The sequence below is a fragment of the Candidatus Vagococcus giribetii genome (genome assembly GCF_017316185.1).
Lineage (GTDB): Bacteria > Bacillota > Bacilli > Lactobacillales > Vagococcaceae > Vagococcus > Vagococcus giribetii.
Window position 1 is genome coordinate 24,269 of sequence record NZ_JAFLVX010000002.1, and the last position, 12,652, is coordinate 36,920.

Below are 12,652 nucleotides of genomic sequence, written 5' to 3' on the forward strand. Positions count from 1 at the left end.
ACTTACATATTCACTATTTTTTGTGATTAGGAAATCATGATTTCTAAATAAGCTTTCATGTTAAAAGTTCTTGAATCCCCTAGAAAGTATAAGAAATGCTTATTTTATTTACTTAGATTGTCGATTGCATATTGTGCTTCTTCTTGTGTGAATTTCTCACCATGCTCAGATGTTAATTGTTCCATTATCGAGTCAGGTGACATTGACATTTCAGATTGATAAGTTTCAGCTTTTTTTAATGCATTTTCATTATAGTCAGCTTTTAAATTATCAACAGCGTATTGACCAGCTTCAGGACTAAATTTTTCACCATGTTCAGAAGTAAGCTGATCATAGATACTAGCTTTAGACATAGACATCATAGAAGAATAAGTTTCAGCTTTCTTTAATGCTGATTTAAATTCCATAGGGACATCATCTTTTTTGGGCTCAGCAACTTCTTTTTTTGTTTCAACTTTTTCTGTGTTAGTTGCTACTGAACTTTGTGGTGCGTCTTTTTCTTTGGTTGTTTCTTTATCTGATCCTCCACCTAACGAACCAATAAAACCAATTACCACAAATGCAACGATTACGATGAACCACCATTTTTTATAAAAAGGTTTCTTCTCCTTCATTACATATTTCTTACCATCTTCACCAACAATGTGTTTCTTTGCCATTTTCATTCTCCTCCAATATGATATAATAATTGTGTTGTTATATATTTAGTACATCACTCAAACTTGACAGGGGAGAGTGATGTTTTTCTTTTATGCAAATAAAATGACTAGCGTTTTCGTTGACAAAAAGAGGCAATATATCCGAAAAAAGTAACTAGACCGAAGTTAAAAGAAAGCGCTTTAATATGTGTTTAAAATAACAAAAAAGACAATAGCTAAAAGCTACTGTCTAATCTACCTCAACGTAAGAAAGGTTTTGTAAGGGAAGGGGAAAACAAAACTTACGTTGAAGTATTAGCCGAATAAATTAAATAAATTAACTTATACCAATAGCTTAAAACATAACTAATAAACTGACAACATAAAAGCTTACTTTTTTAAAAATGAATAACATAATGAATCTTAAAGCTTGTTATATCAACTGTTACTTTGAATTCATATTTTGCTCATCAATAGGCAAAAGTTGGTAGAATTAACGAAAAATTGACAAAGAATGGGATAAGCTCAAGCTTTAAATGAAAAGAATGGGATAAAATTTTAGATAGATTGAAAAATGTTGTATAATAAAAAGTGACCAATTAAAGAATGTTAAATTTAAGGAGGTTCTTAATTTGAAGAAAATATTAGTAGTAGATGATGAGAAACCAATTTCAGATATTGTTAAATTTAATTTGAGTAAAGAAGGATATGAAGTGTTTACCGCTTTTGACGGTGAAGAAGCAGTAGAGATGGTAAATGAAATCGAACCAGATTTGATTTTACTTGATTTAATGTTACCAAAAATGGATGGTTTAGAGGTTTGTCGTGAAGTTCGTAAAAACTATGACACACCAATTATTATGGTAACAGCAAAAGATTCAGAAATTGATAAGGTATTAGGTTTAGAACTTGGTGCAGATGACTATGTGACTAAGCCATTTTCAAATCGTGAATTAGTAGCTCGTGTGAAAGCTAACTTAAGACGTCAAGGCAACACAAGCGCTAAAGTAGAAGAAGAAAACAACAATGAATTAAATATTGGCGTATTAACGATTCACCCAGATGCTTATGTGGTATCAAAACGTGGCGAAACAATTGAGTTAACTCATCGTGAATTTGAGTTATTACATTACTTAGCTAAACACATTGGTCAAGTGATGACCCGTGAACATTTACTTCAAACAGTTTGGGGATATGATTATTTTGGTGATGTGCGTACAGTAGACGTAACAGTGAGACGTTTACGTGAGAAGATTGAAGATAACCCAAGTCATCCAACATGGTTAGTGACTCGTCGTGGTGTGGGTTATTACTTAAGAAATCCTGAACAAGATTAGGAGTACCCAATAAGATGAAGCAAAAAAAATTACGCTTTTTTTCTTCCGTCCATTTTAAAATAGCCCTAGTATTTGTTTTACTGTTGATGATTTCCATTGAAATCATCGGGGCTATTTTTATTCGTGAATTAGAAGCTTCAACGATTCAAACATTTGAGGACAACATCACCTCACAAGTGGATTCCCTTGCAACCAATTTAAGTAGTGAGCTAACTAAATACAAAGAAAATCCAAAAGATAATAATTTAAAACGCACCCTAGTCGAGTTTTCTAAAAGTGATATTTTAGAAGCACGTTTAGTTGATGATAAGGGAATTGTAATTGCCACAAGTGACCCAAATCTTCAAGGAGACGTTGGGAAGAAAAATGATTACGAAGCGTTTAACTCTTACACACAAAAACGAGAAGAGCGCAGAGATCCTGTTACGGGAGATCGAGTGTATGTCAATATTCAACAAATCTATGCACCAACAGGAAATGCGGTTATTGGTTTTCTTTACGTAAAAAGTGATATTGAAAGCAAGTACCAGCAAGTTAGTGACATTGCTTTAATCTTTTTCTATGCCTCTATGATTGCTTTAGTCTTCTCTTTGATTATTGCCCTTCTAGTTGCTAGAACCATCACAAAGCCGATTGGTGAGATGAAGCAACAAGCAGTGCGTATTGCTAATGGGGATTACTCAAGACAAGTAGAAGTCTACGGAAAAGATGAGTTAGGTCAGTTGGGTGAGACATTCAATGAAGTATCAGCACGGATTGAAGAAGCTCAAGAAACCATGGATGCTGAAAGAAGGCGTCTTGACAGCGTGCTTTCTCATATGACCGATGGCGTTATCGGGACGGATCGTCGTGGTAACATTATTTTGATTAATGAGACAGCCCTTAATTTAATGCAAATTAAAATGGAAGATGTACTCGGAACCTCTATTTTAACTCTTTTAGATATTGAGGAAGAATATACGTTTAGAACACTTTTAGAAGAACAAGAAGAAATCTTGATTGATTTTTCTGAAAAATTAGATGAAGCCATGCTACTCCGTGCAGAATTTTCGATGATTCGTCGCGAGTCTGGTTTTATCAGTGGGTTAGTGTGTGTACTTCATGATGTAACGGAAAAAGAAAAAGATGAAGAAGAACGTCGTCAATTCGTTTCTAATGTGTCCCATGAATTAAGAACACCATTAACGAGTATGAGAAGTTATATTGAGGCTTTAGTTGATGGAGCTTGGCAAGATCCAGAAGTTGCTCCAGCTTTCTTAAAAGTCACTCAAGAAGAGACCAACCGAATGATTCGAATGATTAATGACTTACTGCAACTATCTCGTATGGATGCTAACAAAGTTGAGTTGAAAAAAGAGTTGGTTAACTTAAATGAGTTGTTCAATTATGTGTTAGATCGATTTGATATGGTCATTAAAGACAGTGATAAAAATTATGAAATTAAACGAGAATTCACGAAGCGTTCGATTTGGGTAGAAATTGATACGGACCGAATGATTCAAGTGTTTGATAACATTTTAAATAACGCCATGAAATACTCTCCAGCTGGAGGAACTATTACGTGTCGTTTACTTGAAACTCATAAGAATGTGATTGTAAGTATTTCTGATGAGGGTCTGGGAATTCCAAAACAAAACCTAGGAAAAGTGTTTGATCGCTTTTTCCGTGTGGACAAGGCAAGATCAAGAGCCATGGGAGGTTCCGGATTAGGACTTGCGATTTCAAAAGAATCGGTAAAAGCTCATGGCGGTAGTATCTGGGTAGAAAGTGAGGAAAATAGAGGCTCAACCTTCTTTATTTCCTTACCATACGAACCATATGAGGAGGACTTGTGGGAATGAACCAAATAGTTGATCGTGTTATCAAAGTAAGTCTAGTTATTATGATTCTCATTAGTTTGCTACTCTCCTATAAAATATGGACTAAACCAGCCAATCGTTCTCTATCAGATAAAGGTAAAGCAAGCAGTGAAGAAGTACTTCATACCAAAAAGATGACTGAAGTTTATGTACCAACCAAATTGTTTTATCACCAAGGTAAAGATGATTACGTATACTCCAACAAGGAAAGTACTATTCTTGATGTGAACAATAAATTGTCAGCCTTTGAATTTCGTAATGGTAAAGAAATCGGCAGTAAAAAAATTGAAGAAGCCTTATATACAAGTGATTCCTTTAATTTATTTTTCCCTGAAGCTTTTCCATTAGCGACTTATGAAGAGGTTTATGAGATGAGCTTGAATATACCAAGTAAAATGTCTGACTTTGTATTCAATCGAATTATCTTTTCTTTAGATAAAGAAAAAGTTTATTTTGTTAATCATGAGCTGAATCAGGGAGTAGAGTATGATGTCTCTGGTGACACGCAAAGTATAAAGCATCTGTTAGAAGATACGAAGCGAAATAATTATTTACCTGTATCCTTAACGCCAGATAACGTGGCAGGTATCTACTACTTAAAAGAAGAAGTGAAACTTAAAACCTATAGCTATATTGTAGCAACACAGTCCTTTACCACTTTTACCAAGGCATTTTTTAATCAGCCAAATGATTTGTATTCCAATGAAAGTGATAATTTAAATGTGTTTAATGGTGAGGGTGAATCTCTAACCATTCAATCAAGTACAGGTGAAGTTAATTACTTTGGTAAGCTAAAAACAAGTAAAAATGCTAAAGGTAATAATATTTACTTTGATACGTTCCAGTATGTAGAGAACTTAGGAAGTACATTAGGTACTTTGCGTTTCTTTGATGCTAAAGAAGGAGATATTATTTACCGTAACTACATTGAAGGCTTTCCTGTCTTTGGTAAAAACATGAAGGGCCGTTTAGAAGTAGGCGTCCAAAACAAAAATGTGTTTGTTAGAACCAATCAAGAAACCATTCAAGTGCCAATTCCCTCAGATGAGACAGTGACGTTGATTCCTACAGCGGAGTTGATGGGTAACTTGGCAGTAGCGGGTGTGGATTTGAGCTTAATTGATGATGCTCAAATTTCTTACGAATGGCAAGCAAACTTAGAAACCAAACAAGTTGTTGATTTGGTCCCAACTTGGTACATCAAGTATCAAGATAATTGGTACCCAGCCTCTGCGTTGATTGAACAAGGAGGTGCTAAGTAATGGATTTTAAACGAGTTGAAGGCATCTTTTTAGTGGTTTTCTTATTCTTGAATATGTTTTTATTTTACGTGTATCAAGAAGGGGACCAAGAACAAAAAACAGTGTCCACAGGTGCTATTTCAGAAAACATTGAAGAGCGTTTAAAAGCAGATGATATTAAGATTCCACATGATTTATCAGAGAAGACACAACAAGGGTATTATTTATCAGCAGAAGAAACAGAGCTTTATTCAGAAGCTAAAACAGAATTAAAAAATCAAGAATGGCAAGTCAATGATGGTCAGTTAACAGGGCAAATGACCTCGAAGTTAGAAACAGAGATGGTTGACAACGACGAAGAAAAACAAGCACAACATTTCGTCTCAAAAGAAGGCAATGTGTTATTTGGAAAAGAATTTGAGTTAAGTGAGTTTGAAAGTCAAAAAGGTGAGAAGTATGTGTTCCATCAAAAGTTTGAAGGGATACCTTTTTACGATGAAACTTCACAAATCAGCTTAATTCTTGGTAAAAATAATTTTGATAGCCTAGCTATTAATTCTTATGAAGAAACGCATTTAAGTAACATTGAAGCTTTGCGTGAGCCACAAAATTTAATTACTGAAAGAGAAGCGATTATTAGCTTGTATACAAATAACCGACTTCAATCAGGGAATAAAATTAAATGGATTGAGCTAGGCTATACGCGTATGTTTACAGTACGTGAGAAAAATGTTTACATTCCAGCTTGGTTTGTGGCTGTTGAGTCAAACAAAAATAACATTCAAGTAGAACGAGTGAATGCTTTCTCATCTGCCATTATTTCTAGCAACGTGTCGGAAGTGAAAAATTAGGTAAAATGTTATATACTGGGTGTCAGTTATAAGTAGAAAGGAAGGCCCTTGAAAGCGATGAGTGAGTTTAATATAAGTGTCCTTGCAAGCGGTAGTTCTGGAAATTGCTTGTACGTTGAAACAGGCAAGAAAAAATTATTAGTTGATGCTGGGTTGAGTGGTAAGAAAATTACTGCTTTATTAGGGCAGATCAATCGAAAACCAGAAGATTTAGATGCCATTTTAGTCACTCATGAGCACCGAGATCACATTCACGGTGTGGGAGTACTAGCAAGAAAATACAAGCTAGATATTTATGCCAATGAAAAAACATGGTTAGCTATGGAGCCTTTAATCGGCAACATTAGCTTTGAGCAAAAAAATATCTTCAACATGGGTCAAGTAATGACTTTAGGAGATTTAGATGTTGAGAGTTTTGGCGTCTCTCATGACGCAGCAGAACCTCAGTTTTATCAGTTCCATAAAGACAACAAATCCTTTGTGGTCTTAACAGATACAGGGTATTGTAGTGACCGAGTTCGAGGCATTATCAAGAATGCTGATGGTTACTTAATGGAAAGCAATCATGATCTAGGCATGTTGCGAATGGGACGTTACCCTTGGAGTACGAAGCAACGTATTTTAAGTGACAAAGGACATTTATCTAATGAAGATGGTGCTTTAGTTGCGACAGATGTGATTGGTGACAAAACCAAACGAATTTACTTAGGCCATCTAAGTAAAGAAAACAACTTAAAAGAACTAGCTCATATGACTATGACAGATACTCTCATCAAACATGATGTGGATATCTATAAACAAGTCAAAGTCATGGACACTGATCCAGATAAGGCCTGTGATTTATTCGCTATATAAAAAAAGATGACTCTAATTAAAAGAGTCATCTTTTTTTCGCTTATTTATTGATTAAAGGCATCACTTGCAGCTTCAGATTGCGCTTCTTCTTTTTGTTTTTGTTGTTTTTCTAATAGTTTACTTGAATCTTGATCTAATGTGATAGTAGTTGATTTCTGATGTCCTTCACGGTAATAAGTCACATCAACTTTATCACCAATATTTTTTTGATAAAGAATATTTTGTAAGTCGGCACTAGTTGATACGTCTTTACCATCAAATTGGGTAATCACATCGTATTTTTTAAGACCACCTTTTTCAGCAGGAGAATCTTTTTCAACAGAACCAAGAATCACACCAGAAGAGACTTTATCATCTTTTAGTTTTAAGACTTCAGCTTTTTCTTGAGCACTGATCATGTTTAAGTCAATCATGGTAACACCAAGCATTGGTCGAACCACATCTTTACCTTGTTCTAATTGGTTGATGATTTTAACCACTTCATTACTTGGAATGGCAAATCCCATACCCTCTGCAGAGACACCAGAAGCGGCTTGAGCGATTTTACTTGAGTTGATACCAATAACTTGACCACTTGTGTTAACTAAGGCACCACCTGAGTTACCAGGGTTAATCGCAGCATCTGTTTGAATGGCTTTACTGTTAATTAATTGACCATCATCTGTTTGGTTACTAATCATTCTGTCTTTAGCAGAGACAATCCCTTGTGAGACAGAGTTAGAGAAAGTTGAACCAAGTGGAGAACCCATAGCTAAAGCAGTTTCACCAACTTTGATATCATCTGAATTAGCAAATTCAGCAACTGCTTGAACGTGTTCTGATGAAATTTCTAAAACAGCTAAATCGCTATACGTATCTGTTCCGATAATTTTAGCTTCTGTTTTTGTTCCATCGTTGAATAAAATATTAACAGCGTCAGCACCAGCTACTACATGGTTATTAGTAACGATATAAGCTTTGTTGCCATCTTTACGGTAGATAACGCCACTACCTTCGCTAGCTTCTTTTAACTCACCTGTATCTTCGCTTTTACCACCAGCTGGGCCAAATATTCTTTCCAACTCAGAAAGTTGTGAGGCTTGTTTTTGAAGAGTTGTAACAGAAACAACGGCATTTTCCATTTTGTTAACAGCTTCTGTCACGTCAGTTTTAGCATCGACTTTTGTATTTTGAACTTTTGTTTTACCTGTATCCTCAACTTTTTGAGTAGCTTGTTGATTGTTAGATGAATTATTTGAGTTATTATCAATAAGGGTATAACCACCTAGAATAAGCATACCACCTAAAGCCCCTCCTAATAAGGAAACTCCAAAACGCTTGATGTAAGAGTCATTACTCTTTGTATTTCTAATAAAATCACTTTTCTTTTCTTCTGTCTGACGACCTGGTTGGTGTGGGGTAACATCTTTTCTCATATATATTCGGTGCTAAGCACCTTTCCTCCTTTAAATAATTATCTATTTTTATTATAATTTGTTTATTGAATACAGTCTAACCTTCAAGTTTGAAAAAAAAGTGAAGAACTTTCGTAAAATTTAACTTTTTTAATTTAAAAATCGTGAAATAAGCATGAAAAAATAGAATTAAGAAGTCACTTATACACATGTCTTATCCACAAATATGTGTATAACTCTCTTGATAACTAGAAAAACAAGAGAAAACCTGTGAATAAAACTGTGGATTAATGTGGATAACTTGTTGAAGGTAGACAAATAGAAAAAAAGGATGAGATAAAATGAAGATAAAAATAATTGCAGTAGGAAAACTAAAAGAGAAGTACTTAAAACAAGGTATAGCTGAATACGAAAAACGATTAGGTAAGTATTGCAAGTTTGAGATTATTGAAGTACCTGATGAAAAAGCACCAGAAAACTTAAGTGACGCAGAGATGCTACAAGTAAAAGAAAAAGAAGGACAAAAAATACTGTCTAAAATATCAGATAGTGACTACGTATTTGCCTTAGCAATTCAGGGAAAAGAAATCACCTCAGAAGGCTTTGCTGAGCAAATTGATAGTCTATCAACACGAGGAACTAGCTCATTCGCCTTTGTGATTGGAGGCTCGCTAGGATTGTCAGAAGAGGTAATGAAGAGAAGTGACGCTCAAATCTCCTTTGGTCGCTTGACTTATCCACATCAGCTAATGCGCTTGATCTTAACAGAGCAAGTGTATCGTTGTTTTAGGATAATACATGGGCATGCGTATCATAAATAGGTGAGGTTGATTAGATTAGGAGGAAAATATTATGAATGAATTTGATATAATAATACCTAATGAATCAGAATTAATAATCGATGTAACAGATATAAGCCTATATGATTATAATTTTGAAGCTTTTTCGTTAAGTAGTTTGCAAGAAACAGCTAATGCTCAAGTAAATAATAAGATATTGAATAAGCTTACCAATATGATTGTGGAAAACGCTTCAACAATAGGAGAGTTAAAAAATCTATTTGATAGTCAAAAAACTGAATATGTAGCAGATTTATCTAAAGTAGCAAAAGAAAAATTAGCTAGTGGTGAGTGGAAACTAGGCGTGAGAGCTAAAACAGGAGAAACATATGCAGTAATTAAAGATGCTGCAACTGGAAGAAGCCAAAGTTTTGTAACTTTAAAAGAAAAAGTAATGACTGATTTAGGTATGTTACCACAGTTAGCAGCAGTTCAATATCAATTGAAAGAAATATCAGAACAGATACAAACACTAACTCAAGCAGTTACTAGAGTGGAACAAGGTCAATATGATGATCGGTATGCAGGATTCATTAGTTCTAGACAAATGGTGTTAGAAGGAATGTCCGTATCTGATGAAACGATTAGGAAAAACTTATTGTCTTCAGCAATAAACTTGAATAATGAAACGATTGGAAAATTAATGTTTTCAATTCATAGAAATTCATTAGAACTAATCAACGATAAGACAAAAACAAAAGATATAATTAGGTTAGAAAAACATTTAACAGAATCATTAAGTTATCTAAATGCATCAGTTCAATTGAACGTAGTAGCATATACAACATTAGGTGAAGCTAAAGCAATATCAACAACCCTTAGAAATTATAAAGCATTTGTTGATCAAACCTTATTAAGTGATAAGACCAAAGACAATCGTTCTATTGCATGGTTAATTGATAATAATCGAAAAGAAGATGATGGACAATTTTTAGAGATGTCACAAAAAGTATCAACAAAAATAGAATCATTAATCACAAATAAAGAGATAGAGGTTGGAGATGAGGGAAATGAACGAATCAAAGAAGAAAGTTTGTAAGTACCCAAAATGTCAAAAAGAGATACCAGGAGAAAAAGGGCTATTTTGTAGTCATCATAAAAAATCAGTTAAAGAGAAGGGAAAAGCAGTTGGAACTGGAACTGCGGCAGTTGTAGGAACTTTGGGAGTAATTTTATTGACTGCTATAAGTATCGAAGATTAGTCAAGAAAAGGGGAAAGATATTCAATGACCTACTGGATAGGACCTTGTAATCCTAATTATTATGACGTTAGGGGTGCTTTAGATCAATTTGATAATGAAGTTGATTGGACAAAGAGAATAAGTATTGAAATTGGAGATATCTTCTATATTTACGAATCCAAAACATCTAAACGAATTATTGCTAAGTTAGAGGTGATTGATAACCAAGTAACTGATAAAAATAGACTTAAAGATGATATGTTTTGGAAAGAAGAAGTCAAGATTAGTAAAACAGGTTATTTTAGAATGAAACTTATTACAATGTTTGATGAAGGTATGGATAGAGCTTGGTTAAAAAATAATGGCTTAAAAAGTTATTTACAGAGTCCCGAACGAATTAATTCTGAACTTTTGACAGCAATCTTATCTTGGGAATTAGATAATGATATTAAAAATAATGAATCTAGTTCTGATCTAACAACATTATTAATTGATAAAGAAGGAAAACGAATAGGATATTATACTTACAGATATGAAAGAAATTCAAAATTAAGACAAGCAGCTATTAATTACCATGGCTTGAGTTGTGCTTGTTGTGAGTTTAATTTTGGTCAAACATATGGTGAAATTGGCAAGGATTTTATTGAGATTCACCATACGAAACCAATTTCTAGTTTTACAGATGAAGAAATAGTAAATCCTATAACTGATTTGATCCCCTTATGCTCAAATTGTCATAGAATGATTCATAGGAGAAAAGGAAAAGTGTTAACAATAGATGAATTGAAAAATTTGTTAAGAAAATAATTGTGAGAGGGCAAAATAATGTTAGTTGTTGTTAGTGTTGTGATAACCACTAACAATAGCCTATACTACTCGCATCATAAACAGTGAAGCTAATCTAATCATATAAAAAATAAAAGAAAACCTAAAAATTTACAAAATGAATCACACTAAGAACTACAAAAAGATAATAAATTTGAGTATTAATCTCAGATTTATCATCTTTTTTTCAATAAAACTAGCCATTGTAGAAGTTAATCAACATTAAGTTTTATTATTTCTTCATAAATAATTGGGAAAGCTTCTGAAATTTCTTTAGCGGTTACTTTTGCTATTGAAATTCTAATGGAGTTGTCGAAATGTTGTTTAAAAAAATAATTAGAGATGTTACTAACAACAAAAATATTCAATTTTTTGAGATTTTCAATTAACTGATCAATGGAGAAATTATCTTTAAATTGGATACTAGAATAATAACCATCAAAACCAGTGTAGTTTACGATTGTCTTATCCCAATGGGCGATGCATTTTTTTATCATTTTAATTTTATTTTTCAACTCGCTGTTAATCATTGATTTGTTTTTTTCTAAAAAGTTATTTTGAATTAAAATCCCTAACATAGATTGAGAAATAAGTGGAGGAGTATAGTAAGCAGTATGCATTATTTTATCGACAGCAGCATGGTAAAATTCTTGCAATTCTGCGGGTACAATAACAAACCCAATTCTTAAGTAAGGTAATATTTTAGTAAACGACCCTAAAAAAATGCAGTTTTTCCCGGAAGCTAAATAATGAAGAGTTGTATAGTTGGGAATATAATTGGCATCTAAAAAATAATCGTCTTCTGCAATATAAACATCGTATTCTTGAGCCAAAGCAACAATTTTATTTCTTTGATTAACAGATAAAGTTGTGCCTAAAGGGTTATGATTTCTAGGAGTTAAATAAAAAAATTTAATCTCTTTAGTTTTAAAAATAGCTTCTAATTCTAATAAATCAAAACCGTCTTTTGTTCGTTTTATTGTATAAATATTTTCGTGTGGTGTCTCTAAAAATATATCTACTACAAATCGGTAAGTAGGCTCTTCAAGTAAGATATTTTTCCGGTTGTTTGGAAATTTCATTTTAAAAAGCGTGTACACAGTTTGTTGGATTCCCATTGTTAAAAATAGACTGTCTTCTTTCGTATAAATCCCCATATTACTTAGTGTTTTAGTTAATTGTTTTACAACATTTGAAACACCAACAACATCGGCATCTAAAGATTCCATTTGATAGGCTTCTAAAGCAAGAGAGAGACTTTGTTTGGCATAAGGAATATGGAAAGTCCCCATTAATGGGTTACCAGATTCTAAATGATACCCCGTACTTTTTTTACTTCGCTCGGGTATAAAAGAAGAGTAGTAACCACTTTTATTTTTTACATAAACAAATTGTTGCTCTTTTAAATTAAGATAAGCTCTAATCACAGTTCCACGGCTACAGTTATATTCTTTACTTAGTTGATTAATGGAAGGTAATTTGTCACCCGATTTATACTCTCCTTCTCGCATAGAGTTAAGAATATCCTGACTGATCTGTAAGTATTTCTCCATATAAAATTCACCTCTTTATTTATTATTATAGTACCAATTTTTTACAATCTATACTAGTCTAGTTGACGATTAGTAGCGT

General features: G+C 33.4%; 12 protein-coding genes. 9 read left to right on the forward strand and 3 right to left on the reverse strand.

What is annotated here, in order from left to right; translation table 11 throughout:
* Positions 1-104: 104 nt before the first annotated feature.
* A complete protein-coding gene (locus tag DOK76_RS00185; protein ID WP_206964047.1) occupies positions 105-659 on the reverse strand; it encodes an Ltp family lipoprotein in 555 nt (184 codons plus the stop codon).
* A 611-nt stretch (positions 660-1,270) separates the two neighbouring features.
* Here DOK76_RS00185 and yycF point away from each other — a divergent pair.
* Genes yycF through DOK76_RS00210 form a run of 5 tightly spaced genes read left to right on the forward strand, consistent with a single transcriptional unit; the run spans position 1,271 to position 6,781 of the window.
* Positions 1,271-1,975, forward strand: a complete 705-nt coding sequence (yycF, locus tag DOK76_RS00190) for a response regulator YycF (protein WP_206964048.1) — start codon at positions 1,271-1,273, stop codon at positions 1,973-1,975.
* Between the two features lie 14 nt (positions 1,976-1,989).
* Complete coding sequence (gene walK / locus DOK76_RS00195; RefSeq protein ID WP_206964049.1) at positions 1,990-3,816, forward strand: cell wall metabolism sensor histidine kinase WalK; 1,827 nt, start codon at positions 1,990-1,992, stop codon at positions 3,814-3,816.
* Complete coding sequence (locus DOK76_RS00200) at positions 3,813-5,096, forward strand: YycH family regulatory protein (protein ID WP_206964051.1); 1,284 nt, start codon at positions 3,813-3,815, stop codon at positions 5,094-5,096. Before walK ends, DOK76_RS00200 begins: the two co-directional genes overlap by 4 nt.
* The gene (locus DOK76_RS00205) at positions 5,096-5,926 is read left to right on the forward strand and encodes a two-component system regulatory protein YycI (RefSeq protein WP_206964053.1); all 831 of its coding nucleotides are present in this window, start codon (positions 5,096-5,098) and stop codon (positions 5,924-5,926) included. The genes DOK76_RS00200 and DOK76_RS00205 overlap by 1 nt, the downstream gene beginning before the upstream one ends.
* A 57-nt stretch (positions 5,927-5,983) precedes the next feature.
* Entirely contained in the window at positions 5,984-6,781 is a 798-nt protein-coding gene (locus tag DOK76_RS00210; protein ID WP_206964055.1) for an MBL fold metallo-hydrolase, read from the forward strand.
* A gap of 44 nt (positions 6,782-6,825) precedes the next feature.
* Here DOK76_RS00210 and DOK76_RS00215 read toward each other — a convergent pair whose 3' ends face one another.
* Positions 6,826-8,196, reverse strand: a complete 1,371-nt coding sequence (locus DOK76_RS00215; RefSeq protein ID WP_206964057.1) for a S1C family serine protease — start codon at positions 8,194-8,196, stop codon at positions 6,826-6,828.
* Between the two features lie 320 nt (positions 8,197-8,516).
* On the opposite strand from DOK76_RS00215, the gene rlmH reads away from it, so the two are divergent.
* Genes rlmH through DOK76_RS00235 form a run of 4 tightly spaced genes read left to right on the forward strand, consistent with a single transcriptional unit; the run spans position 8,517 to position 11,002 of the window.
* Complete coding sequence (rlmH, locus tag DOK76_RS00220; protein WP_206964059.1) at positions 8,517-8,996, forward strand: 23S rRNA (pseudouridine(1915)-N(3))-methyltransferase RlmH; 480 nt, start codon at positions 8,517-8,519, stop codon at positions 8,994-8,996.
* A gap of 31 nt (positions 8,997-9,027) precedes the next feature.
* The gene (locus tag DOK76_RS00225; protein WP_206964060.1) at positions 9,028-10,053 is read left to right on the forward strand and encodes a hypothetical protein; all 1,026 of its coding nucleotides are present in this window, start codon (positions 9,028-9,030) and stop codon (positions 10,051-10,053) included.
* Positions 10,025-10,216 carry a hypothetical protein gene (locus DOK76_RS00230; RefSeq protein WP_206964061.1) on the forward strand — a complete coding sequence of 64 codons (192 nt, stop codon included), beginning with the start codon at positions 10,025-10,027 and terminating at the stop codon, positions 10,214-10,216. Before DOK76_RS00225 ends, DOK76_RS00230 begins: the two co-directional genes overlap by 29 nt.
* Positions 10,217-10,240: 24 nt before the next feature.
* Positions 10,241-11,002 carry an HNH endonuclease gene (locus DOK76_RS00235; RefSeq protein WP_206964066.1) on the forward strand — a complete coding sequence of 254 codons (762 nt, stop codon included), beginning with the start codon at positions 10,241-10,243 and terminating at the stop codon, positions 11,000-11,002.
* A gap of 230 nt (positions 11,003-11,232) precedes the next feature.
* Here the strand turns inward: DOK76_RS00235 and DOK76_RS00240 are convergent, their stop codons facing one another.
* A complete protein-coding gene (locus DOK76_RS00240) occupies positions 11,233-12,573 on the reverse strand; it encodes an aminotransferase-like domain-containing protein (protein ID WP_206964068.1) in 1,341 nt (446 codons plus the stop codon).
* Positions 12,574-12,652 lie beyond the last annotated feature (79 nt).

Bases quoted from the DNA above. Each gene is read 5' to 3' on its own strand.
- DOK76_RS00205 (WP_206964053.1), top strand. From the start codon at position 5,096: ATGGATTTTAAACGAGTTGAAGGCATCTTTTTAGTGGTTTTCTTATTC.
- walK (WP_206964049.1), top strand. From the start codon at position 1,990: ATGAAGCAAAAAAAATTACGCTTTTTTTCTTCCGTCCATTTTAAAATA.
- DOK76_RS00200 (WP_206964051.1), top strand. From the start codon at position 3,813: ATGAACCAAATAGTTGATCGTGTTATCAAAGTAAGTCTAGTTATTATG.
- DOK76_RS00185 (WP_206964047.1), bottom strand. From the start codon at position 659: ATGGCAAAGAAACACATTGTTGGTGAAGATGGTAAGAAATATGTAATG.
- DOK76_RS00215 (WP_206964057.1), bottom strand. From the start codon at position 8,196: ATGAGAAAAGATGTTACCCCACACCAACCAGGTCGTCAGACAGAAGAA.
- rlmH (WP_206964059.1), top strand. From the start codon at position 8,517: ATGAAGATAAAAATAATTGCAGTAGGAAAACTAAAAGAGAAGTACTTA.
- DOK76_RS00230 (WP_206964061.1), top strand. From the start codon at position 10,025: ATGAACGAATCAAAGAAGAAAGTTTGTAAGTACCCAAAATGTCAAAAA.
- DOK76_RS00225 (WP_206964060.1), top strand. From the start codon at position 9,028: ATGAATGAATTTGATATAATAATACCTAATGAATCAGAATTAATAATC.
- DOK76_RS00240 (WP_206964068.1), bottom strand. From the start codon at position 12,573: ATGGAGAAATACTTACAGATCAGTCAGGATATTCTTAACTCTATGCGA.
- DOK76_RS00210 (WP_206964055.1), top strand. From the start codon at position 5,984: ATGAGTGAGTTTAATATAAGTGTCCTTGCAAGCGGTAGTTCTGGAAAT.
- DOK76_RS00235 (WP_206964066.1), top strand. From the start codon at position 10,241: ATGACCTACTGGATAGGACCTTGTAATCCTAATTATTATGACGTTAGG.